The sequence below is a fragment of the Mucilaginibacter ximonensis genome, assembly GCF_042686265.1.
Classification (GTDB): Bacteria; Bacteroidota; Bacteroidia; order Sphingobacteriales; family Sphingobacteriaceae; genus Mucilaginibacter; species Mucilaginibacter ximonensis.
The window spans coordinates 1,105,868-1,131,182 of the sequence record NZ_JBHUPD010000001.1 but is presented as its reverse complement, the minus strand read 5'-3'; the positions used below and the strand labels follow the sequence as shown (position 1 = coordinate 1,131,182).

At 43.9% G+C, this 25,315-nt stretch carries 14 protein-coding genes and 1 tRNA gene; 8 read left to right on the top strand and 7 right to left on the bottom strand.

The genetic code is table 11. The features are described from left to right. Positions 1 to 14: 14 nt before the first annotated feature. Positions 15 to 94, top strand: a tRNA-Leu gene (locus tag ACFS5N_RS05085). 74 nt (positions 95 to 168) lie between these two features. Here ACFS5N_RS05085 and ACFS5N_RS05080 read toward each other — a convergent pair. From ACFS5N_RS05080 to ACFS5N_RS05070, 3 genes are all read right to left on the bottom strand, one after another. Further along, positions 169 to 1,164 carry an MBL fold metallo-hydrolase gene (locus ACFS5N_RS05080; RefSeq protein ID WP_377182890.1) on the bottom strand — a complete coding sequence of 332 codons (996 nt, stop codon included), beginning with the start codon at positions 1,162 to 1,164 and terminating at the stop codon, positions 169 to 171. A gap of 351 nt (positions 1,165 to 1,515) precedes the next feature. Further along, positions 1,516 to 3,750, bottom strand: coding sequence for a GH92 family glycosyl hydrolase (locus ACFS5N_RS05075; protein WP_377182888.1), 2,235 nt, complete (start codon positions 3,748 to 3,750; stop codon positions 1,516 to 1,518). Between the two features lie 4 nt (positions 3,751 to 3,754). Then, positions 3,755 to 5,959, bottom strand: coding sequence for a GH92 family glycosyl hydrolase (locus tag ACFS5N_RS05070; protein WP_377182886.1), 2,205 nt, complete (start codon positions 5,957 to 5,959; stop codon positions 3,755 to 3,757). 358 nt (positions 5,960 to 6,317) lie between these two features. Between ACFS5N_RS05070 and ACFS5N_RS05065 the strand changes: the two genes are divergently transcribed. The 6 genes from ACFS5N_RS05065 to ACFS5N_RS05040 are packed head-to-tail and all read left to right on the top strand — an operon-like array spanning position 6,318 to position 15,510. Beyond that, positions 6,318 to 7,511 carry a glycoside hydrolase family 172 protein gene (locus ACFS5N_RS05065; RefSeq protein ID WP_377182884.1) on the top strand — a complete coding sequence of 398 codons (1,194 nt, stop codon included), beginning with the start codon at positions 6,318 to 6,320 and terminating at the stop codon, positions 7,509 to 7,511. Between the two features lie 28 nt (positions 7,512 to 7,539). Next, positions 7,540 to 10,119: a GH116 family glycosyl hydrolase gene (locus ACFS5N_RS05060; protein WP_377182882.1), complete on the top strand. Its 2,580-nt coding sequence runs from the start codon at positions 7,540 to 7,542 to the stop codon at positions 10,117 to 10,119. Between the two features lie 19 nt (positions 10,120 to 10,138). Continuing rightward, positions 10,139 to 11,719 carry an aldehyde dehydrogenase (NADP(+)) gene (locus ACFS5N_RS05055; RefSeq protein ID WP_377182880.1) on the top strand — a complete coding sequence of 527 codons (1,581 nt, stop codon included), beginning with the start codon at positions 10,139 to 10,141 and terminating at the stop codon, positions 11,717 to 11,719. A 9-nt stretch (positions 11,720 to 11,728) separates the two neighbouring features. Further along, positions 11,729 to 13,387: a UxaA family hydrolase gene (locus ACFS5N_RS05050; protein WP_377182878.1), complete on the top strand. Its 1,659-nt coding sequence runs from the start codon at positions 11,729 to 11,731 to the stop codon at positions 13,385 to 13,387. Between the two features lie 14 nt (positions 13,388 to 13,401). Beyond that, positions 13,402 to 14,238, top strand: a complete 837-nt coding sequence (locus tag ACFS5N_RS05045) for a fumarylacetoacetate hydrolase family protein (RefSeq protein ID WP_377182876.1) — start codon at positions 13,402 to 13,404, stop codon at positions 14,236 to 14,238. Between the two features lie 33 nt (positions 14,239 to 14,271). Then, complete coding sequence (locus ACFS5N_RS05040) at positions 14,272 to 15,510, top strand: DUF6786 family protein (protein ID WP_377182874.1); 1,239 nt, start codon at positions 14,272 to 14,274, stop codon at positions 15,508 to 15,510. 66 nt (positions 15,511 to 15,576) lie between these two features. Here ACFS5N_RS05040 and ACFS5N_RS05035 read toward each other — a convergent pair whose 3' ends face one another. The 4 genes from ACFS5N_RS05035 to ACFS5N_RS05020 form a co-directional block, all read right to left on the bottom strand. Further along, on the bottom strand, positions 15,577 to 16,455 hold the full coding sequence (locus tag ACFS5N_RS05035) for an AraC family transcriptional regulator (RefSeq protein ID WP_377182872.1): 879 nt from the start codon (positions 16,453 to 16,455) through the stop codon (positions 15,577 to 15,579). A gap of 25 nt (positions 16,456 to 16,480) precedes the next feature. Then, positions 16,481 to 16,645 carry a hypothetical protein gene (locus tag ACFS5N_RS05030; protein WP_377182870.1) on the bottom strand — a complete coding sequence of 55 codons (165 nt, stop codon included), beginning with the start codon at positions 16,643 to 16,645 and terminating at the stop codon, positions 16,481 to 16,483. 260 nt (positions 16,646 to 16,905) lie between these two features. Continuing rightward, on the bottom strand, positions 16,906 to 19,623 hold the full coding sequence (locus ACFS5N_RS05025; protein WP_377182868.1) for a PQQ-dependent sugar dehydrogenase: 2,718 nt from the start codon (positions 19,621 to 19,623) through the stop codon (positions 16,906 to 16,908). Positions 19,624 to 19,785: 162 nt separating this feature from the next. Further along, on the bottom strand, positions 19,786 to 22,518 hold the full coding sequence (locus ACFS5N_RS05020) for an outer membrane beta-barrel protein (RefSeq protein WP_377182866.1): 2,733 nt from the start codon (positions 22,516 to 22,518) through the stop codon (positions 19,786 to 19,788). A gap of 459 nt (positions 22,519 to 22,977) precedes the next feature. Here ACFS5N_RS05020 and ACFS5N_RS05015 point away from each other — a divergent pair, with 459 nt between their 5' ends. Then, positions 22,978 to 25,179, top strand: coding sequence for a GH92 family glycosyl hydrolase (locus tag ACFS5N_RS05015; protein WP_377182864.1), 2,202 nt, complete (start codon positions 22,978 to 22,980; stop codon positions 25,177 to 25,179). The last annotated feature ends 136 nt before the right edge of the window (positions 25,180 to 25,315 follow it).

Genomic DNA, 25,315 nt, shown 5'->3' with positions numbered 1-25,315 from the left:
TCAGTGACAGCAATGCCCAGATGGCGGAATTGGTAGACGCGCTGGTCTCAAACACCTGTGGGAAACCGTGCCGGTTCGACTCCGGCTCTGGGTACATTTTATGACAAGTAGCCAATTTTTATTGGCTACTTTTTTTATGGGGTAAACTCCGAACATGTGTGACGAAAATCAATCCCTCTTTAGTTGCCCTAATTGCTTAAGATGCCTTTCACCAATTTGGTATGAAAATTTATTGCAATTAAATATAAGCGTGTAATTATCTCCAGGCTTTCCTTTCTTCATCCCAGATACTATTTGATCAAATTCTTTTGCGGCTTCTATTAAGAGGCCTGGTTTAGCAATTGGGAGGTTATGGGCTGGCAACACGCAGATTGATTTAGCCGCCAATTGCGCCATCCTTTTTATGCTTTGTTGATAGGCCTTCAGATCGGTACCATCAGAGGATAACAAAATTGGGCCTTCATAAAAGCTGTCGCCACACCATAAATAACCTATTTTTTCATCGTACAGACAAATCGCATCTGGTGTATGTCCGGGAGTAGCAATCACTTGTAACTTTCTTCCACCAAGATTGATTGTATAGCCACTTTTGATGAACCGTGATACTTTAAAGGGTTTTATATTATAAACAGCGGTATCTTGATGAGGTAAACGAGCAAGGCAAAATGCGGCCGGGCTAACTTCCCATTTTACATCTTTATGACGGTAGCCATTAGCTGCATTGATCCGGGTATATCTGGTGTTCATGGCTAGAATATAGCTAAATTCGTGATTGCCGCCTATATGATCCGGATGAGTATGCGAATTTAGTACAACGATAGGCAATTTAGTCAATTCTTTTACAACCGACGAAATCGTATCGAGCCCCATGCCTGTATCAAACAATAATGCTTTTTCTTTACCTAATATGAGGTAAGCAATCGTTTCTTCCCAATTATAAGGCTCGTCTATTGCGTAAGTATTATGCCCCACGTCATAAACCTTAAACCATGGTTTGGAAGTCTTGATCTCTTTAAACTTTTCAAGCCCTGGTCGCAGCGGCGTGCTGCACCAATTGTCGACAGGTACATTTGCCTGGCAAAAGGCACTTAAACTAATTGTGGATAACATACTGACCCACCAAATAATAGCAACAAAAAAACGATAGCAGTTTCTGGCCTTCATAATTATAATAGTCAAGCTAATATAAAAGCTGCACACTAAATTTCCATTTTAGATTACTTTGAAGCTTTAATAATATGATGCTTAAATCTAAATAGCAAATTGATCCCGAAACGGACACACCATTAATCCGTTGTACAATAGCGCTAATCTCACCGACTAATTATGAAGCAAACATTATTTCCGGTTCAATCAAAAACCGGTTGGATGTTTCAAATCGGCGTCAATCATCCAATAGAGAGTTCAAAAGTTTCAAATCGTTTAGAAACTGGTTCGTGGGGACTGCGGCTTTTATTACAAAGCCTATACGAAAGTATCGGGCTTTTTTTGTGGCCGTATTTCTTCCTGTTTGGGTTATTCATATTTACCCGGGTCGACCTCAATAGCCGATGGCGGCGCGTCCTGAATTCTTGATCCCCAGGCTTTATTAGGCCGGTTACCCATTTGCAATACCAACGTACCGCCGTTAATGATAGCTTTATGTGTGAACCATGGCTTATTCAATACCCGGCCATTTAATATTGCCTTTTTAATATACACGTTTGTTTTAGAGTTATTGACGGCCTTAACCGTAAACACTTTGCCATTCTGTAACTTAATACTTATCTCGTTAAAACTTGGGCTACCAATGTTATAAACCGGGATACCAGGTGTAACCGGGAAAAATCCCATCATTGACATCACTACAAAAGATGTTGTGCCACCGCCATCTTCATCGCCGGGAATACCAAAAACATTGTCGGGGTACCAGGTATCCATCAGCATACGAATACGCTTTTGAGTTTTCCATGGAGCGTCCAGGTAGTTGTACAAGTAGGGGATATGATAACTGGGTTCATTCCCCATTACAAATTGGCCAACCAGCCCTGAAGCGTCCGGCTGATTTAGCCAGAACAAAAACTTTGGCAAGCTCAAATCCTCGCGGAATAGCTGATCTAACTTAGCTTCGGCTTTTGCGCGGCCACCCATTAAATTGAATAGGCCGGTCAGGTCATGTTTAGGCGTCCAGTTATAGGTGTATGAGTTGTTTTCGGTTACATACTCACGGCCCAATAGTTTGGTATTGTAGGGGTAAATCCAATTACCCTGTTTGTCCTTGGGCCAAACAAAGCCTTCTTTTACGTTAAATACATTCTTGTAATTACTCGCCCGTTTCAAAAACAACGACTTATCTTGCGGATAACCGGCTGCATCAGCCAATTGTGCAATCTCCCAATCGCAAATGCTCCATTCTAAAGTAATGGAAACGCCTTCGTTACCACGGCTTTCCCACCATTTATCCATATCAACGCCATCTTTGCTACCGCGCTCTTCGGGATGGGTTGAGTAGAGATAACCATGCTGATTATAGAATGAGTCGATAGCCGTCGCCGGCCCGTTACGCCAGGGCAGTAACGTACCTTCCAACGAGTTTTTCTTTAATCCTTCATAAGCAGTTCTCACATCAAAACGCAAGCCCTTACTCCAGGCATCGGCCATCCATGAGGCAGCATGATTACCTGTCATGGCCGGCCAGTCGCCGGTAGCCAGCGCAAAGGCCGGCATCCAACCGCTTTGCTTGTACATAGCGATGTAAGAGTTTATCTTTTGCGTCTCCTTTTTCGGGTCAAGGATAGTGTGCAGTGGTTCGTCGGCTATGTACATATCCCAAATCCAGTTATCTACAAAAAATGGCTCTTTGCTTTGATGCACCTGGTGGTCGTAGGCACTGTAATATTCGCCATATTCGTTGATATCAACCATGCGCTCGTAGGTTCTGTATAACGATGTGTAGAACGTGCGTTTCTGTGCAACAGTGCCACCTTGTACCTCAATTTGACTCAACTTTTTATTCCAAATACTTTTAGCTTTTTCTTTAACCGTATTAAAAGTCCAGTCTGGTATCTCCGCCTCCAAATTAGACTTAGCATGTTCAATGCTGATATACGATATAGCGTATTTAAATTTCACCAGCCTGCTTTTGAATTTGGCCAGCAAATGCTTCTTTTCTTTATCGTTTTGGTAAATGATCTTGTCGATGTCCTGATCGGCTTCCGCGTAGAAATAGGTTTTAAGGCCGGATACTTCCTCGGTTCCGGTGATAACACGTTTGCCTTGTTGCTCTACAGAACCGGTACTGCCATTTAAGCCAATCCGCAGGTAATTATTATCGTCATTTTTAAAGCTGGCCTGAAAGAAACCGCTTTTTGCCGATGGTGTAAATTCAATGACAGTTCCGTTGTCTTCTTCTTCAGCCTGGTAGTAATAAGGCGTCGATTTTTCTGTGGCAATGGTGAAACGTTTGCCCCAGAAACTATCATCCACTTTACCTTTTAATGGTAAAAATTGAAAAGCATATTCAATACGGTGCGATACTACACAAAGCGGGAAGAACATGATCTGGTCATCCAGTTGATCCTGTTTCATGGGGAAAGTTCGAAACATGGAGTTAGGCAGATGTACAGTTTGCCGTGTAGGCTGTAAAACTATACCGGAGCCACCTATAGTTGGATCGACGTAATCTAATGGCGATGATATTTTATTTTGCTGCGCGATGCAATTGAACGCTACCGATAAAATAGCAGACGCTATAATTAATAACTTCTTCATGACCTTACCATTTATTATTTAAATAAAGGTTATTACAATCGCTTGGCGGGGCATCGCTGGGTGCGGCACCCCAGCTTTTATTGGGCCGGCTGCCCATTTTGAAATTGATAGTCGCTCCATTAACTAACTCGGTATGTGTGAACCACGGTTTGTTCAGAGGTATACCGTTTAACGTCGCGCTCTGGATGTATTTATTATCTGCCGAGCTATTGGGCGCGTTAATAGTAAACACTTTGCCGCTAGGCAGGTTAATTGTCACCTTGGTAAAAACAGGGCTACCAATGTTATAAACCGGAATGCCAGCCGTAACCGGGAAAAAGCCCATCATTGAGAAAACAACAAATGAGGTCATGCCGCCACCGTCCTCATCGCCGGGAATACCAAAAAGGTTGTCGGTATACCACGTGTTCAGCAGCATACGGATACGTTTTTGTGTTTTCCACGGCGCACCCATATAGTTATACAAATAAGGGATATGAAAGCTAGGCTCATTACCCATTACAAACTGGCCCACCAGGCCTGATGCATCGGGCTGTGTTTTCCAGAAGATAAATTTTGCAGTGCCCAAATCTTCCCGGAATAAGTTATCCAGTTTTGCTTCGGCTTTTTCGCGGCCACCCATCAAATTAAATAACCCCTTAAAATCATGCTTAACAACCCAGTTATAGGTGTAAGCGTTATTTTCGGTAAAAAATTCGCGGCCGGCCGCTTTTGGATCCATATCAATCCAGTTTCCATCCTTATCCTTGGGCCACATAAAGCCTTTGTCTTTCCTAAAAACGTTTTGATAATTTTTTGAACGGGATATAAACAGCTTTTCGTCGTCAGGTTTATTTAATTCGGCTGCCATGCGGCCAATGTTCCAATCGCTGTAGCTATTCTCCAACGTTACAGAAACAGCCTGGCGTTTTTCCCAAACCTTTTCTACTTGTGGTACTGTTTCCGGCTCGCCGTAGTGCAGTCCCGGCATATAGCCATGTTTATTGTAGAATGAGTCGAGCACCGTAGCAGGTCCGTTATTCCAGGGCAGTAGGGTAGCTTCTAATGAGTTTTTTCGTAAGCCCTCATAAGCCGTTTTTAAATCAAAATTCCGCAGACCTTTAAACCATGCATCGGCCATCCATGAAGCGGCATGGTTGCCCGTCATCGCTGGCCAGTCGCCAAAAATTAAAGCAAATGACGGCATCCATCCGCCTTGCTGGTACATGGTGATATAAGAGTTGATTTTTTGCTGCTCTGTAACCGGGTCCAAAATCATGTGCAGCGGACCGAGCGCTATATAAGTATCCCAAATCCAGTTGTCTACAAAAAATGGTCTGTTGCTTTCGTGTATCGCAGGATCATAAGCGCTGTAATATTTGCCGTGCTCATTGATATCAACCATACGCTCATAGCAACGGTAAAGTGAGGTATAAAATACACGCTTTTGCGCCAGGGTACCACCTTCGACATTAATCTGCGACATAACCTTGTTCCATGCATTGTATGCGGTGGCCTTCACTTTATTAAAATCCCAGCCCGGTATTTCTGCTTGCAGGTTTTCTTTAGCCTGTTCAATGCTGATGTAGGAGATGGCGTATTTGAAGCTGATATTTTTGGGCGATTTGATGAGTGCATTCCGGGTTTTGCTAATCGCTTCGCTTATATCAGCATCGGTTTCAGCATAAAAGTAAGCTTTCATGCCATGAAAAATCTCTGAACCGGTTAGTGTGCGTTTGTCGGCCAGTGTTATTTCTCCGCCTTCGTTCAAGATTCCTAATCGTAAATAATTACTTGCATTCTTCTTAAAGCTGATCTTGAAGAAGCCACTTTTTTGGGATGGCGTAAATTCTATCAGATTACCTTCATCGCCTAATTCAGATTTATAATAATACGGAGTTAATACCTCATAGTTATATACTTGCCTTTTGTCCCAAAGTGCGTCAGGATTTGCGCCGCTCACCGGCATGAAACTAAACAGCGATACCACCCGGTGTGAAGCAACAGTTAGCGGAAAATAGGAGATCTGGTCATCCAGCGCATCATGCCTTACCGGAAAAACCCTGATCAATTGATTAGGTAATTGAACAGTAGGGCGCGTGGGCTCCAATATCAACCCAACACCGCCGATCGACGGATCGACGTAGCTCAAATTTGATTTTTTTTGCTGCGCGATAGCCGCCGTTCCCAGCAACAACAAACAGGCGAAAACTGCTTTGAAGTTTCTCATCAGGTAATTCGTATTTTAGGATAATTGGTATCAGGCAATAGCCCGCCGGACTTGTTTAAAGGTTAAGCCCGCAATAAATATAGAACAAAAAATTACATCTTGTATATACAACTTGAAATTGACTTATTCAATCGTACATCTATAAATATAGTATAAAGTGCCGTTGTTTGATTTGAGTTAAACAGTATTATGTTGTCTTTTTAGCTGTGGGGGCTAGTACTATTTGTAGGTGATTTTGAGCTGTGGAAATATCAAATGCCAATATTGTATCACTATTGGCTATTTAATGAAAGTTTTCTATCAGTCATTGTTCTTTCTTTGTACTAACATTATAAACCAACATTATAACCGTATTTAAATGATGAAAAAGTTACTTTTTATCGTAGCTGCAATTGCTGTAGCTTTTAACTGCCGCGCGCAGCAAGGCGAGAAGTTTAACGGTCTGGATATGAATCTGGGCAGCTTGTCAAAAGTGTCTGATGCAAAATCGCGTTCTATTAGTCCGGAGAATTTTACCGGCGAAAAGGGCAAGGGTGGTATGGCCGATCCTGCAAAAGATAAAGGCAAACGCAATGTAGCGAATGCTGCCGGCGCTGCCCGCGACCTAGGCCAGGGCTGGAAAGTTAACCCTTATATTCTGATTAAACCGGGCGAGACAATTACCATTGCTGAAATGGAGGGCCCGGGCGCTGTACAACACATCTGGATGACCCCGACCGGTAACTGGCGCTTGTCCATCCTGCGTATTTATTGGGACGATGAAACTACGCCGTCTGTTGAAGCTCCGGTGGGTGCATTTTTTGGCATGGGCTGGAACCAGTATGCTCCGCTAAACTCTTTACCAGTTACGGTGAACCCGGGCAGTGCGTTTAACTGCTACTGGAAAATGCCTTTCCGCAAAAAATGTAAGATCACTATGGAAAATATCGACGATCGCGAAATGAGCCTTTACTATTCTGTGAACTATACCCTAACTAAGGTTGCTGATGACGAAGGTTATTTCCATGCGCAGTTCAGAAAATCAACTCCCAATGATCATTCAGTTTATACCATACTCGATGGTGTAAAAGGTAAGGGCCAGTATGTTGGTGTGTACATGGGCTTTGATATCAATAACAACGGTTGGTGGGGCGAAGGCGAGATTAAATTCTATATGGATGGCGATGACAAATTCCCAACCATTATAGGTACAGGTACAGAGGATTACTTCTGCGGATCGTACGACTTTGATACCCGCAGACCTAAAGCCGGCGGCGGCGATGAATCGCAATATACCGAGTTTTCAACGCCTTATGCCGGTTTACCGCAGGTGATCAGAGGCGACGGGCATTACTCAATCCGGCAGCGCTTCGGTTTGTACAGATGGCACATTCAGGACCCTATTCGTTTTGATAAAGATCTGAAAGTGACTATTCAGGACTTGGGTTGGAAATCGGGTGGCAGATACCTGCAACAGCATTCTGATATCATCTCTGTAGCTTTCTGGTATCAGCAAGGTGCACATGGCGCTTATCCAAAATTGCCGTCAAAAGACGAGTTAGAGATCAACTAATACGCTAATAAATTAATATTCATCTGCTATGAAAAACGGATCAGGGCGTCGTGGTTTTCTTAGGAATTTGGGCGTAGGTGGCGCTGCTGCATTTTTGCCTATAGGCCGCGTTAAAGCCGCCGAAAAGACATCCGCAGAAAGCCAGTCTTTAGCTGCTGCTGTAACAGGTAAACGCAAATACAATAGCGCCTATGCGGGTAAAAACTTAAACCGTGTGGCTTTCCCAATCGGCGGTATTGGTGCGGGTATGTTTTGTTTGGAAGGTACGGGGGCTATATCGCACATGTCGGTACGCAACAACCCTGATGTGTTTAACGAGCCGGCTATGTTTGCGGCTATCAGCATAAAAGGTATCCCAAACGGGGCCAAAGTGTTGGAAGCCAAGGTGCCGGCCTGGAAAAAATTTGGTAATCGTGACGCTGGTTTGGGTGGCACGGGTGGCGCTACCTGGGGTTTGGCCCGATTTGAATCGGCTGAATTTAATGCACGTTTCCCGTTTGCTGATATTAACTTGTTTGATAAGGACATTCCTTTGCATGTCGATATAAAAGGCTGGAGCCCGTTTGTACCTACCGATGCAGATAGTGCAAGTTTACCTGTTGGCGCGTTAGAATATCATTTTAAAAACACAAGCAACAAAACGCAGGATTGTATTTTCTCCTACAATAGCCGCAATTTTATGGAGCAGCCAGGGACCAAAAACTTGGTTAAAGCTATCAAAAATGGTTTCGTGCTCTCATCTGAAGGAACCAAGGAAGATCCGCAGAAACAGGGCGACTTTGCCATTTATACGGATGACGCACATACTATTGTAGATCATTGCTGGTTCAGAGGAGGTTGGTTTGATGGCTTGACCATGGCCTGGAAAGCAATCCGTAATCATGAAACCAAAAATAATCCACCGGTGGATACGGGTGCGCCTGGTGCTTCTCTGTTCGTGCCTTTTACTTTACAACCAGGCGAGGAAAAGACCATTCGCCTGATGATGGCATGGTATGTACCTAATACTAAGTTGCGCATGGGCGAGGTTGCGCCAGAGGATAAAGCGAAGGTAGAAGCCAATCCGCTATTACAATTTCATAAACCATGGTACAGCAGCAAGTTCAATACTATTGAAGAGGTAGCCAATTATTGGAGTGGTAATTACACTGAGCTACGCAAAAAAACAAAGCTTTTCACAGATACATTTTATAAAAGTACGCTACCGCCCGAAGTAATAGAGGCAGTGGCGGCAAACCTGACCATCCTGAAATCGCCCACGGTATTGAGACAATACGACGGGCGGTTTTGGGCCTGGGAAGGCACAGGCGATAGCTGGGGCAGTTGTCACGGCTCATGTACTCACGTTTGGAACTACGCGCAGGCTGTTTCGCACTTGTTTCCATCGTTAGAGCGTAGTTTGCGCAATACTGAGTTTAATGAAAGTCAGAATGCAGAAGGGCACCAGATGTTCCGCTCCAACTTGCCGATCACACGGGTCGTACACAATTTCCATGCTGCGTCCGACGGGCAACTGGGTGGTATCATGAAAGTACACCGCGAATGGCGCATTAGCGGAGATACCGAATGGTTAAGATCTATTTATCCCAATGTGCAAGCCAGCTTAGACTACTGCAGCAAAACCTGGGATCCGAAAGGTAGCGGTGTCATTCAGGAACCGCATCATAACACTTATGATATCGAGTTTTGGGGGCCGACAGGCTTTGCGACCAGCTTTTACCTGGGAGCATTAAATGCGTTCATTACCATGGGTAAAGCGTTGGGTAAAGATGTGGGCAAGTATGAAACACTTTATACCAAAGGCAAAAAATACATGGAAAACGAACTTTATGATGGCGAGTATTTCCGCCAAATAATAGAGTGGAAAGAGCTGCAAGCGCCTGATCCAACTAAAGTACAATCATTCGCGACAGGGTATACCCCCGAGGCCAGGGAAGTGCTCGAAAAGGAAGGCCCCAAATATCAATACGGTACCGGCGTGCTTTCAGACGGTGTGATGGGTGGATGGCTATCTAGAATGTGCGGGTTGGGTGATCCGCTGGATAAAACGAAGACAACCAATCATCTGAAGGCTGTCCATCAATACAACTTCAAGACAAATCTGCATGAACATTCAAATCCGCAACGGCCGACTTATGCCATTGGTGATGAAGGAGGCTTACTGCTTTGTTCGTGGCCCAAAGGAGGAATGTTGTCATTGCCATTTGTTTACAGCAATGAAGTTTGGACAGGTATAGAATACCAGGTAGCATCGCACTTAATGTTAATGGGCGAGGTACAAAAGGGATTGGACATAGTACGTGCTTGCCGCGACAGGTATGATGGCGAAGTTCGTAATCCATTTAACGAATATGAATGCGGCCATTGGTACGCTCGTGCCATGTCAAGCTATGGCATGATCGAGGGGCTCACCGGCGTACGTTATGACGCAATTGATAAAACGCTCCACGTAGATTCACGTATAGGCGATTTTACCAGCTTTTTGTCAACAGCCACCGGTTTTGGTACCGTGACTTTAAAAGCAGGTACCCCACATTTAGATGTGGTATATGGCAAGATCCCGGTTAATAAAGTGATCGTATCAAGTGTGACTAAAAATTGGGGATAAGATCCCGCTAATACTATTTATGAAAATTACAGGAAAACAAATTATAGGTTATTCTACAGCCGATGGGGGCCAAAAATTCAAAAGCGCTATAGCCATGGAAGACCATTCGGGCCCTTACCTTTTTGCTGAAGCCACGGCTGCAAACGTAGATGAAGCTGCCAGGAAAGCTAATGCTGCTTTCAGAATATATAAACACTTGCCCACGCCAAGCAGGATAAAGTTCTTAGAGGCTATTGCGGCCGAAATTGACAGCATCCGCGAAGCGCTGGTAAACATCGCTATGCAGGAAACCCATTTGCCGCAACCACGCCTAAATGGCGAGATAGACAGAACTATTGGCCAGATAAACCTTTTTGCAAAGCTGCTTAAAGAAGGTTCATGGGTGAATGCTATAATTGACAGCGCAATACCAGATAGGCCACCTTTACCTAAACCGCAACTTTGCCTTATGGAAAGGCCCTTAGGGCCGGTGGCGGTTTTCGGTGCCAGCAATTTCCCATTTGCATTCTCAGTTGCCGGCGGCGACACGGTGTCAGCCCTGGCTGCAGGATGCCCGGTAGTTTATAAAGCACATTTTGGCCATCCGGTTACTTCTGAATTGGTTGGTAATTGCATTATTGAGGCTGCAAAAAAAACAGGTATGCCCGACGGCGTTTTTTCTTTAATACAAGGCCATGGGATTGAGGGAGGAAAGGCGTTGGTTAGTCATCCTTTAATTAAAGCTGTAGGTTTCACAGGCTCACTGCGGGGTGGCAAAGCGTTATTTGATTTAGCGGTGAAACGCGATGAACCTATCCCGGTTTATGCCGAAATGGGCAGCGTTAATCCGGTGTTTTTATTGCCCGGCAAATTGAAAGAAGATCCCGAAGGGCTCGCCAAATCGCTGGTTGCTTCAAATACGTTGGGTGTTGGTCAGTTCTGTACCAATCCGGGCATTATTTTGATGGTTAAAGGCGATAGCGCTGATAAGTTTATGGCACAATATGCTGAGTCGTTAGCGGCTGCCAATGGTGGCTTGATGTTGACCGATGCTATTTACGGCGCGTACTGTAAGGGGATTTCTGAATTAGAGTCGATGCGTTCGTTAAAATCGTTAGGAAAAGGAAATTCAGTTAACAACCAGGCTACGCCGCAGGCGTTTTCGGTTTCGGGTGCCGATTTCCTGAAGGATAAAGCTTTATTCGAAGAGCATTTCGGCCCTGTAGCATTATTGGTGGTTGCCGATGATGAGAAGCAATTATTAGATATCGCTGAAAATACCCCGGGGCAGATCACCACAAGTGTTTGGGCCAACCTGGTTGACGGACTAGCGCATAAAGATTTGTTCAATATACTGGAAGAGAAAGTTGGCCGTGTAATGATTAATAACGTACCGACAGGCGTTGAAGTAACCCATGCCATGCAGCACGGCGGCCCGTATCCGGCAACCACCGATAGCAGGACTACCTCGGTCGGTTCGCAAGCTATTTACCGCTTTGTACGCCCGGTTTGTTTCCAGAATTTTCCGCAGGAATTACTACCGCCTGAACTTCAAAACAGCAACCCATTGGGTATTTGGCGCAAGGTTGACGGGCAAATGACCAGAGAGGCTCTGGCTTAAAAAATTATTATGCGAAATACAACTTTAAAAATACACCCGAAAGATAACATAGAAGTAGCGCTGACCGATTTGAAGGCCGGCGATACCGTAATTTCTGACGGAAACCCAATAACACTGACCGAAGATGTTGCGGCCAAGCACAAATTCGCGCTTCATGACCTTAATCCGGGCGACGATGTGGTGATGTACGGGGTGCTGGTAGGAAAAGCGGTAGAACCTGTTAAAACTGGTCAGCTGGTTACCACCAGGAATATCAAGCATGCCTCTGGCGATTATGAACTTCGCGAACGCAAGACAGATTGGCTCACACCGGATTTGTCGTCATGGAAGGACCGTACATTTATGGGCTATCACCGTGCTGACGGCTCGGTAGGGGTTGCTAACTACTGGTTGGTAATACCGCTGGTTTTTTGTGAAAACCGGAATGTGCAGGTGATCCAGGATGCTTTTGCCAAGGAGCTGGGTTATCAAACTGATATCTCGCCTGAACGTGACCATGTAAAGCAATTGATTCAGCTTTATCGCGAAGGGAAAAATCCGGCAGAAATATTAACCGTTGATTTGGGCGGCCGGACTGACGTTAAAGCCAAGGACGAAAAGATTTTTCCAAATGTAGATGGTATTAAATTTTTAAATCACTCTTTAGGTTGCGCAGGGATTAAAGAAGACACCCGTGGACTGTGCGGCTTACTGGCCGGATACATTACACACGCTAACGTGGCGGGTGCAACCGTGCTGAGCCTGGGTTGCCAAAATGCGCAAATAGATATGCTGAAAGAGGAGGTCTATAAACGCGACCCTGCTTTCTCTAAGCCGCTATATCTTCTGGAACAACAACAAATAGGCAGCGAAACCGAGTTGCTGAACCAGGCTATAAAGAAAACGTTTGCCGGTTTGATAGAAGCTAATCAAAATACGCGCAAACCGGCACCATTAAGCAAGTTGTGTGTGGGATTGGAATGCGGTGGCTCTGATGGTTTTTCGGGTATCTCGGCTAATCCTTCATTAGGACATGCCTCGGATATTATTGTTGGCTTGGGGGGCTCAGTTATACTGTCTGAATTTCCCGAATTATGCGGGGTTGAGCAAGAGTTAAGCGACCGTTGTGTGGATGATGAAACCGCCGGCCGGTTTATCCACCTCATGCGCACTTATCATGATAAGGCTAAGGCTTTCGGTTCCGGGTTTGACGCTAATCCGTCGGCCGGTAACGTGCGCGACGGCTTGATTACCGATGCTATCAAATCTGCAGGGGCGGCCAAGAAAGGTGGTACTTCTCCGGTAGCTGATGTGCTCGACTATCCTGAAAAAGTTAGAAAGCCGGGATTAACACTTTTATGTACTCCGGGCAGTGACGTAGAATCAACGACAGCCGAGGTAGGTTCAGGTGCAACTATTGTGGTGTTTACAACCGGTTTAGGTACACCTACAGGTAACCCAATTGCACCTGTTGTCAAGGTGTCTACCAACACCAAACTCTATAACAAAATGAACGATATAATCGACATTGATGCAGGTACGGTGATCAGCGGAGCGGAAACAATTAATGAGGCCGGCGAGCGTATCCTTGAGCATATCATCCGCATAGCCAGTGGCGAAGAAAAGGCCAAGGCAGTTGTGGGCGGTCATGACGATTTTATTCCATGGAAAAGAGGTATCTCTCTTTAAAAAAACTATACCAAATGAAATTATACAAAACAAGCAAAGGAATTTACTTGCAGGATAATCAATCGGTTTACCAATTAAATTACGGGTGGGATGAACTGGTGAATCGCGACGGTCTGCACGATTTTTTAAAAAAGGCGCTGCAAATTGCTATCAAAGTTACCGGTAGTGACTGGCAAAGCCATTTATTGCCACCCATTGAAAGTCAGGAGGTTTGGGCGGCGGGTGTAACTTACCTGCAAAGCCGCGATGCCAGGGTTGAAGAGTCGCAATCGTCAGGAGGATCAGACCTGTATAAACGTGTTTATGATGCTGAGCGCCCCGAAATATTCTTTAAAGCAACCGCTTCGCGTGTGGTTGGCAACGACCAGGATATCAGTATTCGTAAAGATTCAACCTGGAATGTTCCAGAGCCTGAATTGACCGTATTTGCCAACAGTAACGGCGATATTCAGGGATATACGATTGGTAATGATATGAGTTCGCGAAGTATAGAAGGAGAGAATGCCCTGTATCTGCCGCAGGCGAAAACATACGATAAAAGCGCCGCCATTGGCCCATGCCTGACTGTATTGCCGGAGCCAATCAGTAAAGAAACAGTTATCAGTATTGTTATTAAGCGAAACAATGAAGCGGTTTATTCAGACAGTACGCCTTTATCGAGAATGAAACGTGAATTAACAGAATTGGTTGGCTTTCTGTTCAGAGAACTTACCTTTCCAAACGGCGTTTTCCTGATGACGGGGACTTGCCTGGTGCCGCCAAACGATTTTACCCTGATCCCGGGAGATGTTGTTGAAATTGCCATTGATGGGATTGGTACTTTAACAAACACCGTTGCCCACAACAAGTAAGCTAAATTTTAATGATCAACTTATAAACCTGAAATGATGAGTAATTTAAAATTAAAAATAGCGGCTTTAGGCTCAGTTGCGCTATTAGCGTCGTGTCAATCTGGAACTAAAAAGGGAGCCGCCGACTCAGTATCTGCCTATGCCAAAGGTACTTTTGGTTATGACCTGGATTTTCTGAAAAAGAACGACAGCGTAAAGGTTCTAAAAAGTGCGGATGGAGCAGCGCAGATTATTGTCTCTGCAAAATACCAGGCTAAAGTTTTTACATCAACTGCCGATGGTTTAAATGGCCGCAGTTTTGGCTGGATCAATTACAAAACTTTTAAAGCCGACACTGATGCGCATATGAATGCCTATGGCAGCGAAAACCGTTTGTGGTTAGGTCCGGAGGGCGGTAAGTTTTCCTTGTTTTTTAAGCCCGGTGCTAAAATGGCTTTCCCTGACTGGCATACGCCTAAAGCTTTTGATACCGAAAGCTGGAAGATCGTATCTGCCGATGATAAAAAGGTGGCTATGACCAAGGATATGTATTTACAGAACTATGCTGGTACACAGCTAAAGATAAAGATCGATCGGGATATTACCTTGCTTGATAATGCAGGCATAGAAAGTGCTTTAGGTATTAAATTGGCATCGGCGGTAAAAGCTGTAGGTTTTCAGGCCGATAATACTTTAACCAATACCGGTAATACCGAATGGAACCAAACTACCGGTGCACCTTGTATGTGGAACCTGGATATGTTTACCCCATCGCCAAAAGTGGTAATCATTATACCATACAACAACGCCAAAACTGCCAAGGTTGCTACTACTGATTATTTTGGGCAAATACCGTTGGATAGGATTGTTTATAAAAACAACGTTTTATATTTCAAGGCCGACGGTAAATCGCGCGGTAAACTGGGCATCACGCCTAAAAGAGCTATGCCGGTTATTGGTAGTTACGATGCAGCTAATAACGTGCTGACTATTGCCAAATTCGATGTGGACAACAATGGCTTATACCTGAATCAGGAATGGCGCACTGACCGCGCGCCATTAAGCGGCGATGCGGTTAATGCCTATAACGACGGCCCACTCGCCAATGGCAGCCAGATGGGGCCGTTTTATGAAATCGAGAGCGTGTCGCCGGCCGCTTTCCTGAAGCCTGGCGCTAAGCTGCGGCATCAGCATAAAGTATTTCATTTTACCGGAGATAAAACGGCATTGAACACGATAGCACAAAAAGTGTTGGGTGTAAACCTGACCGATGTAGAGACTGTGTTTAAATAGGATGTGCAGATGTGCAAATATGCAGATATAAGCTAATCAAATCTGCATATCCGCACATTTGCACATCTATAAGTGCATAACATGTACCGTGTACGACTTGGCATATTGCAAAGGCGTGATCTTTAGCAACGATTTAAACTGCCGGTTAAAGTTTGAGAGGTTGTTAAATCCGCATTCATAACAGATTTGCGATACCGATTTTTGATTTTCTATCAGTAGCTTACAGGCATAGCCTATCCTGATTTCTAACAAAAACTGCCAATAGGTTTTAAGCGTTCGTGTTTTAAAATACCGGCAGAAGGAGTTGGGGCTTAAGCTTGCCGCCTCGGCTGCTGCTTTTATAGAGATATTGTTTTTGAAGTTATTAAAAGTATAAGTGTATATGAGATTAATCTTGTCGGTAGTAGTCAAGTCATAGGTTTTGTTGAACCCTGGTGTAGCTAATAGATTATATTCACCGCTGCGGCTTACTATATCCAGTATGCCAAGTAAAAATTCAATACGTTTTGGACCGGTTATATGCAGGTTATCTTCCATAGCCTTTATAACATAGTCGCGGGTTTTGCCATTGATTTGGAGTCCACGTTTTGCCAGGTCAAGCATCTCCCTGATAAGGCGCAACTCGGGTAGCTGCATAAAACCTGCACCCCAAAAATCTTCTTTAAAATGTATGGCAATGGCTTCAATATTTAGGGTAGGGATGTTTTTGAAATAGATAGAATCGCTTCGCCACATATGCGGTAGGTTGGAGCCCAGCAAAATAAGGTCGCCATCCTCAAAAGGCGACATGCTGTCACCAACCAATCGTACGCCGGTACCTTTACGGATATAGGTAAGCTCGATCTCCGGATGGTAATGCCAGTGATTGTACAGGAAGGGGTAGATATCTTCCCGGATACTGAAGGAATTGTTGCCGCTGTCTACTTTTCTTAATATAGGTTTCATGAATCAACACTATGCCTTATCCGCGTTATGCAAATATTAACCTAAATTTAGAAATATTATTGATAACGTGCTTATTTAAGTCAATATCGCAATCTGTTACCGGCAATGGTGCTTTCACTGTCTCTACAATTTTACCGGCATTACCAAGCTGGTTTACATCGGCAAGGTGTTTCACTAAAATATGAAACATTTTGAAACACCGTTTTAGATTAAAATACTGTAAATGAGTTTTTTAAATATATGGGGTGAAACACTTTGAAACAGTACAAATAGTTTAGGTAAGCTTACTTAATTAACTGTTTAATAAGTTTTTATGTGTTTTTTTGCGATGTTAGCCATTTTGGGGTGAAACACTTTTATTGAAATACCTTTAAAAAAATAAATTATAAAAAATTAGCCGCTTGAGTTTATCATTCAAGCGGCTTTTAAATTTTAGCAGAACGCTATAATTTAGTTGATCTTTTCAAAATTAATCCAGTCGATCGCTATTGTGCCCTTGGCGTTAAGCGATGATTTGGTTATAACAAAATAAAGGTCGTGCTTGCCCTGTGGGGCGTTGATGCCTGTGCTTTGCTGCGTTGCCTGCTTTGTTTGCGACGGCGTATAATTCAGCATGCTGATTACTGCTCCGTCAGGCGAGTCGGTATGTATTTCAATTTTGCCGTCCAGGCCTTTTGAAGTGTAACTGTAAGTTAGCTGAGCAATGCCTTTCAAATCGATATCCTTCAACATAAAATAGGCGTTATTAGCCGATGTCCAGGCGTCGCGATCGTTATGATCCATTTTTTCAAATTTATCGGCACTTTCGGTTTCTACTTTAGCCGGGCGCAATACCAGCGACTCGGTAGTGGTTAGCGGTGTAATAGCGCCGCCTTTATCGGTGTATGATGCGGTTAATACATACCGGCCACCGTTATTGTTGGCTACATGATCTTTAAGCGTTACATTTCCCTGCAGCGGTAATGATGTTGCTGGTTTAGCATCGTTCAAAGTCAAAATATATTTAACAATTTCTGAGGCATCATCTTTAGTTAATTGCGGATGGGCGCTCATGGCATGTTCGCCCCAAACCCCATTACCGCCTTTAATAATTTTGGTTGATAGCTTGTCAACTGCATCCTTATCATCTTTATAACGTTTGGCTACATCAATAAATGCAGGGCCCAGCACTTTTGTATTTACAGCGTGGCAAGCCTTACAATCGCTTTTTGCCATAAGCGATTTGCCGTAGTTATAAGTAGGCGCTATGTGCTGGTGCCCAACCAGCGCCTGGTTATTCTCTACACGGGCTATATAGCTCAGGCTGATGTTAGCGCGCTTAGGGTCAATAGTTTTATCCTCCTTGTCTTTAATACCTACGTTATAACCAAGCGTTTGCTCGCCCGGGAAAAAGAAAGTACTGTTACCCGTGGTGGTAATGGCAACGTCAGGCAGCGTATTACCTACTTTGATCAATTTAGTATCGGTCGAGCTTTTGCCGGCTGCGTCTGTAACTTTCAGCGTCAGCTTATAAACCCCGTTTTTGCGAAAAGTATAGGTTGATGCCTGGGCCTTCGAGATCACCGTTTTACCATTCAGTATCCATTTGTAACTCAGGTTATCATCAGCATCATAATCAAAGCTTTTTTGATTCAAAGCTACTTTGTATGGTATTAAACCAATGGTATCAGCTGTAGCAATGCGGGCTACCGGTGCGCGGTTACCGCCATTATAATCTACACGCACCAAACGGGCATCCGGGTTATCCAGGCCGTAGGCCGACCCATATTCCAACACATACATCGAGCCTTCAGGGCCAAATTTAATATCTATAGGGCGGCGAAAGTCGCCATTGCTTTCCATCAACTGGTCAAGCGCTTTAAAATTAAGGTGTTCATCCATGCGCACGCCAAATATCCAGTTGCGCATGTAATCGCCCACAAATAAAACTTTGTCATAATAAGCCGGGAACTTGGTTTTTGACTGTAGGGCAGGGTCATAATGATAAACCGGCCCGCCAATGATGCAACGTCCGCCCTTGCCCAGCTCCGGAAACTCAGGCGAAGTATCGTACGGATACCAAACCAGGGCCTTTTGGGCGGGTGGTAAAATCTTTAAGCCGGTGTTATTAGGCGATGTGTTCTCGGGCGCATTAATATCGTACAGATCTCCGATGGCGTGGGTGGAAAAGTCAATTTTGTTATAAGGTTTGCTATCGCCGACAAAAAAGGGCCAGCCAAAATTGCCGGCTTTCTTTGCCTGGTTAATTTCGTCGTAACCGCGGGGGCCTTGCGCGCCGTTATTACCGGCGTCGGGCCCAACTTCGCCCCAGTAAAGCGTACTTGTAGCTTTATCAACCGAAATACGGTAAGGGTTACGGCAACCCATAACGTAAATTTCAGGCTTGGTTTTCTCTGTCCCTTTAGGGAAGAGGTTTCCTGCCGGGATGGTGTACGTGCCGTTAGCTTCAGGATGAATACGCAATACCTTGCCGCGCAGGTCGTTAGTGTTGCCTGCCGACCGCTCGGCATCAAAGGTCTGCCGGTTTGGGCGCTGGTCAATAGGGGCAAAGCCCTCAGATTCAAACGGAACGGTATTGTCGCCTGTCGAGATATAAAGATTTTTGTTTTTATCCCAATCCATACCGCCGCCTGAGTGGGCGCTTACCTCAGCGTCCAGCGGTACATCCAGCAGGTCTTTTTCTGATGCCAGGTTAAGCACGTTGGTTTTACTGATGGTAAAACGCGAAAGCCGGTTAACCAGGCCATCGCCACCGTTGGTTGAGTAGTAAAAATAAATATAGTTATTAGTGGCAAAATCCGGGTCAATGGTCATGCCCAGCATACCCTGCAAAATTTTATCAACGGCTTTTACATCAAACTTATGCACCAACGCTGTTTGTTTGGTTGCGGGGGTATAAACATAAAAGCTGCCCGACCGCTCAATAAAAAATACCCGTCCGTCTTTGGCAACGGCCAGCTCCATGGGTTCGTTCAGGTCGTTATACAAAATAGTTTTAACAAAGCGGTTGTCCTCCGGCTTTTTAAGTACAGAAATACCAGGATTTTTTGTGGCTTTTTTTGTGATAGTTTTATGCGGATGAATCACATCAAATGCAAATAGCCCTGCCGAAACAGATGCAGCTACGCACGCGGTTAATGCCGCTTTTATGTATTTTGCTTTGCGCATGAAGTAAGTATTATTTTACGTTTTAAGATTTTTATATTGGTTTACCAGTACAAGTCTAATAATTTAACACTTAACATGCTATTAAATATGGCTTAATATTTTTGACGGAATATCAAGGTGTCATTCTTCGCTTGGCTCATTTAAATGCATAGCCAGGACTTACTATTTGCTCTTCATGCTATTAATCTTATACTGAAAGGTCAATAAAAAATAACGCCTTAAAATCTGCGTTTCGCCGCTGGTGATTGAGTTGGTTCCGGCATAACGGTAAACGTTGGTGTTTTGGTTAAATAAATCGTAAGCCGATAGTTTAAACTGTGCCCGGTTTTGCTTCAGGAACATATAGGTAACAGCCGGATTTAACACATTGGCTGATTTTGAGAAGCCTGCCGGTATTTGCGGATTATACCTGTACTGATACTGCAGGTCAAAAATAAAATTTGCAGGCGCGTTAACAGACGCCGCAGCGGTTATATTATGATAAATGGTAGATACCGAAGGGTAATTTACGCCCCTGTAAGTGGTTATGTTTTTCGTAAACGTATAGGTTAAATTTAAGTTTACGGTAGATTTATAGTTAATTACCGCAGTTGGAGCGTCTGAAATAGCATAATTAAATTGTGTGCCCTCATCGCCATTAAAATAGAAAGACTGCTGGCCAAAATTGGCAGAAAGCCTGTTACCCAAACCAAACTTCCAGATTCGCGATTTTTTGAATTGCTTGCCGTTGCTAATGCCGCCGCCGCCGTACCAGCCCCCATTTTTATTAGCATAGGTTGATGTTATGAAACCGTTATCATCTTTGGTTGAAACCTGCACCACGTTATTGCTGGTTACCCCGGCATAAAAGTTCATATTTGTATTTGATTGCTTATCGGTATTATAGTTGAAGTAGCTGTAATTGAAATGACGCTCAATGCCCGGCGTCAGGTTAGGGTTGCCGGTCAGGGTTTCCAGCGAACTGATCTGGCGCGTTATAGGCTGCACCTGGTCGACAGTCGGTGGGTCTGCCATTTCGTAGTAACTTAACTGAAAATGTTTTTTAAAATTTACGTAATTGACACTTGGGAACAAATAAGCGTACCATTTGGATAGGTTAGGAATATCTGAATGGTACCTGTTGGTAAGGGATTGGATTTCCAGATCAAGGGCCGCCCGTATTCTTGCGTTCTTTAAATTTATGGTGACCGTGTTTTTCAGGTTTTCAACGTAATGATCCCTGATGGTGTTATTACTTTGATCAGGTACAAAATTTTCATACAAACCGTCCTGACTTTTATCAAGAGCGGTAACCCTGTTAGCGGTGAGGTAAAACCTTGACTGAACAAACACCTCGTAACTCACCATCTTATTAAAGTCATGATTAAATGCGCTTGATAACTCGCCATAATAATAGCGCTGGTTGTTATCTGTAAACCTATCTAAAACCGACGACGGAACGGCGGACACAAACGAGTGTAAACTATTGTAATTATAGGTGTCTGAGCCGCTGTTTCTGATGTCGGCTGTTTGAAAAATAGTCACAGAGTTTTTATTGCGTTTGTAGTGATAAATTAAACGGTCATTAAACTCATTAGTCTGGCTTGTATTTGTTACCTCACTAAACAGGTCGCTTATTTGAGGTGTTTGTGTGTTGAAATTGTTGGTGGTGCCATTTCTAACGTCGCCGGTTGGTGCAATATTTAATTGAGCTGTAAATCTTAACCATCTAAGAGTATCAGGTTTCCATTCTATTAAGGTGGCTACGGTATGCTTGCGCATTTTTGAATGCTCGGTACCTGCGTTTTGCGTGGTTAATAAAGTATTGTCTAACCGTTGTTCGGTAAGCGATTTTGTCTTATAGTCTTTTATATAATTATAATAGCCGTATTGTAAGTTAAGTTTAAGTTTGGTGCCATAGTCGTTGTTGATATTAAAACCAGCCGAGTGCATCTGTTCTATCCCTCCATTACCGGTGCCGCCAAAAGTGCCGTCATACTGAATATTTCCTCCGGAACGGTTAAAACCGCCCAGGCCGGTCAAGTCAGCGCTAGAGAAACCGGTGTGAGTTAGATTATTACCTAAACCAAAAGCTGTCATCTGTAATGTATCTCTGAATGTGCTGATAATACCGCCGGCCTCATACCGCTGGCGCGTGCCTGCACCGCCAAATATTTTACCGATGGTGCTTTTTCTGATCTTGCTTTTAAGCTTTAGGTTAATGACTTTGCTCAGCTCCATTTCGGTGAGTTTATGATCTGGGTCATCGTCACGGTCATCATATACCTGCACTTTATCAACCAGCTCGGCGTCCAGATTTTTTGTGCCGATAGTGATATCGCTGCCAAAAAAACGCTTTCCGTCAATTAAAAGTCTGCTTACCGGACGGCCATTTATTTCTATCGAACCGTCCATGTTTACCTGTACACCGGGAAGTAATTTTAGCAGATCCTCAACAACAGCGTTTGGGCGGGTTTTAAAAGCCTCGGCGCTAAATTCTATCGTGTCTTTTCTGATAACTACCGGCGATCTTTCACCTCTAACTACAACTTCTTGTAAAGCTTTAAGTCCTACTAAAATGGTGCCCATTACTTTGTTTTCGCCAGGCTTAAAAACAATGGTTTGCCTGAAAGTACCATAGTTCATAGAGGATATAATCAGTTTGGTTTCAACACCGGCAGGTAGGCCCGACAGCTTGAACGTTCCGTCGTTTTGCGTTAATGTGTAAGAAATTAACGTGGTGTCTTTCGCTGTAACAATAGCAACAGTTGCATGTTCAATGGGTGACTTTAAAGTCGAGTCGGCAATTTTGCCGGCTATGGTTGCTTTGTTTTGTCCAAAAGCAACTAACGAAAACAGGCATAAAAGAGTACAAACAATAAGTTTATTTGTACTAAAGGTAAATGTAGCACGCATTAATTGATAAGGTTTAGAATTAGTTGATAATTGTGATGTTACTAAACTAAGTAATTAGTTTCTAAAAAAAGCCTTTAAAGTGTTAAAAAGGGTTAATTTATTTAAATAGGGAATGATAATTTGAATTTACATAGGTTTTGCTTAAAGTGATTTTGTTGGGTTGATATTGATCCGTTGTTTTTAAGTGCAAGATAGACCAGCTTAATTTTTGTTTAAAGCAAGTGGGGCCAAACCGCAAAAAACCGGGATGAAATAATTGTTTTGAACAAACGAACATTATATTTCGCTATATAACTACTCAAATCATGATTTGAGTAGTATTAACTTTTTAAATAGTAACAATCTTAACATATTGAATTACAGCCGGGCTTATACCCTATATTTGAACAAACCAATACCGGCTTTTTTTCATCAGCCAATTTTGAAAAGATGCCGCCACAGACCTGAATATTTGACTATATGAGAATCCAATTAAAAAACATTTTACATGTTTCAGTAATGCTGTTGATTGGCATTGCAGGCAAAGCCCAAACCGCGCCCGATAATACCAAATACGTTAACACCTTTGTAGGTACTGAAGCAGTGACCGACTATAAGTTACTGGGCTATGTGCCCCCAAAAAACTGGCGGCCATGGTCTGGATTAACTTTCCCGGGCAGTTCCCTTCCTAACGCCATGGTTCAGGTAAGCCCCATGACCAAGTACCAGCCTGCCGGCGCAGGATATGAGTATGAGGATTCGGTGATCGTATCGTTCACCCATACCAATAAAGGCCACTGGAACTTTGGTAATGTGCCTGTGCTGCCTATGTCAAAACCCGGCGAAACCATTGGTTCAAGGTTCTCGCATAAAAATGAAAGCTCGTCGCCGGGATATTACCAGGTTTATCTTGCCGATTATGGCATTAATGTACAGCTAACCTCAACTTTACGATGCGCCTATTATAGGTTTGATTATAAGTCTGATAACGATCGTCAGGTTTTATTTGACCTGTCAAAAGCGCTTAGCGGTGTTACCGATTGGGAGATAAACCAGGACGGCGATTATGCGGTTAAAGGCAAACAAGGCGGCGAGAATATTTTCTTTTATGCGGTATTCAGCTCAAAAATAGCCGATTTGGTAAATAACCATGGTACAACTACCAAAAACGTAAGAGGCCGGGAAGTTAACGCTCCAAGCGGCAACGCCATAATTCATTTAGTGGACGATGGAAAAGAGCCGGTTTACCTGAAAATAGGTTTCTCTTTTGTAAGTACTGACAATGCCAGGATGAATCTGGATAAAGAGATCGCCAATAAAAGTTTTGAAACTGTGCGTAAAGACGCGCACGCTGCCTGGCAAAAATTATTATCGACCATACAGGTAAAGGGCGGTACCGAAAAGCAGAAAACGATGCTGTATTCTTGCCTTTACCGTTCGTTTTTATGGCCGGTACTGCGTAGTGATGTTAATGGTGATTTTACAGATATCAATCACAAAGTAGTAAACACCGGGATTGATTATTATACCGAACCCTCGCTTTGGGATACTTACCGTAATAAGGATGTGCTGTTAGAACTGGTATCGCCGAATGTCACGCTTAATGTAATCAAATCGTTGGAGGACAAGGGAGACAAGACCGGATATATCCCGACCTTTTTCCACGGCGATCATGGGGCCTCTTCAATTGCCGGAGCCTACCTGCGTGGTATTGACGGTTTTGATATTAAAGATACCTACAGGATATTGCTAAACAACGCCAATTTACCGCCTGCCGGTCAGCGGAGTGGCGGCCGTCAGTATCTGGATGAGTATTTGAAAAAAGGTTATATTTCTGATCCTGAAATTCAGAATGCTACTGAAACGGCTAAGGGCCGCGCCGGGGTATCAAAAACTTTAGAATACTCATACGACGATTATTCGATTGCTCAAATAGCTAAAAAACTGGGCGATACGGCTAATTACCGCATCCTGATGGCCAGATCGAAAAATTATAAAAACGTATTTGATAAATCGACCAATTTTATGCGCGGCCGAACCGAGGATGGCGGATGGATACAGAATTTCAATCCGCAATACCCTTATTATGAATGGCAGTTCCGCGAGGCGAACGCCTGGCAGGTGTCATTCTTTGCACCACATGATATGCCCGGCCTGATAGCACTTTACGGCGGCCCTAAACCGTTTGAGGCCAAACTTGATTCGTTTTTTACTACACCCTGGAACCCGCATTATATAGCGCGTAACGTTGAAACATTTATTGGACAGTACTGCCAGGGTAACCAGCCCGACCATGAGGCGCCGTTTTCATACACGCTGATAGGCAAGCCTGCGAAAACCCAGAAAGTGTTGGATAACATTATGAATAACCTGTACGGGATGGGCCCGCGCGGTATTCAACTGGCGGGTATGGATGATGCCGGCGAGATGTCGGCGTGGTTTGTGTTTAGCTCGTTAGGGTTGTACCCGTTATCGCCCACTGATCCGAAATATATTGTTACCGCCCCGCTGTTTGACGAAGTAAAATGGAGAACCAGCAATGGCAAATACATCACCATATCAAAACCGGGCAAGGGTAGGGCTATAACCGCAATAAAAGTTAATGGTAAGCTAAATAAGGACTATTACGTATCGCACGATTTGTTTAAAAATGGTGGGAATGTTTTGATTGCGACGAAGTAAATAATAGACGATTTTTAATGTTTTCACATAGCGTCATTGCGAGGAACGAAGCAATCTCTACACATGCCAGTCAACCCAGCAAGGGGTAATTGTCGCGCAGAGATTGCTTCGTTCCTCGCAATGACGCGCTTTTATA

Excerpts from the sequence above, each read along its gene's own strand:
- ACFS5N_RS05045 (WP_377182876.1), top strand. The coding sequence starts at position 13,402 with ATGAAATTATACAAAACAAGCAAAGGAATTTACTTGCAGGATAATCAA.
- ACFS5N_RS05060 (WP_377182882.1), top strand. The coding sequence starts at position 7,540 with ATGAAAAACGGATCAGGGCGTCGTGGTTTTCTTAGGAATTTGGGCGTA.
- ACFS5N_RS05040 (WP_377182874.1), top strand. The coding sequence starts at position 14,272 with ATGATGAGTAATTTAAAATTAAAAATAGCGGCTTTAGGCTCAGTTGCG.
- ACFS5N_RS05070 (WP_377182886.1), bottom strand. The coding sequence starts at position 5,959 with ATGAGAAACTTCAAAGCAGTTTTCGCCTGTTTGTTGTTGCTGGGAACG.
- ACFS5N_RS05080 (WP_377182890.1), bottom strand. The coding sequence starts at position 1,164 with ATGAAGGCCAGAAACTGCTATCGTTTTTTTGTTGCTATTATTTGGTGG.
- ACFS5N_RS05025 (WP_377182868.1), bottom strand. The coding sequence starts at position 19,623 with ATGCGCAAAGCAAAATACATAAAAGCGGCATTAACCGCGTGCGTAGCT.
- ACFS5N_RS05075 (WP_377182888.1), bottom strand. The coding sequence starts at position 3,750 with ATGAAGAAGTTATTAATTATAGCGTCTGCTATTTTATCGGTAGCGTTC.
- ACFS5N_RS05055 (WP_377182880.1), top strand. The coding sequence starts at position 10,139 with ATGAAAATTACAGGAAAACAAATTATAGGTTATTCTACAGCCGATGGG.
- ACFS5N_RS05065 (WP_377182884.1), top strand. The coding sequence starts at position 6,318 with ATGATGAAAAAGTTACTTTTTATCGTAGCTGCAATTGCTGTAGCTTTT.
- ACFS5N_RS05030 (WP_377182870.1), bottom strand. The coding sequence starts at position 16,645 with ATGTTTCATATTTTAGTGAAACACCTTGCCGATGTAAACCAGCTTGGT.
- ACFS5N_RS05015 (WP_377182864.1), top strand. The coding sequence starts at position 22,978 with ATGAGAATCCAATTAAAAAACATTTTACATGTTTCAGTAATGCTGTTG.
- ACFS5N_RS05035 (WP_377182872.1), bottom strand. The coding sequence starts at position 16,455 with ATGAAACCTATATTAAGAAAAGTAGACAGCGGCAACAATTCCTTCAGT.
- ACFS5N_RS05020 (WP_377182866.1), bottom strand. The coding sequence starts at position 22,518 with ATGCGTGCTACATTTACCTTTAGTACAAATAAACTTATTGTTTGTACT.
- ACFS5N_RS05050 (WP_377182878.1), top strand. The coding sequence starts at position 11,729 with ATGCGAAATACAACTTTAAAAATACACCCGAAAGATAACATAGAAGTA.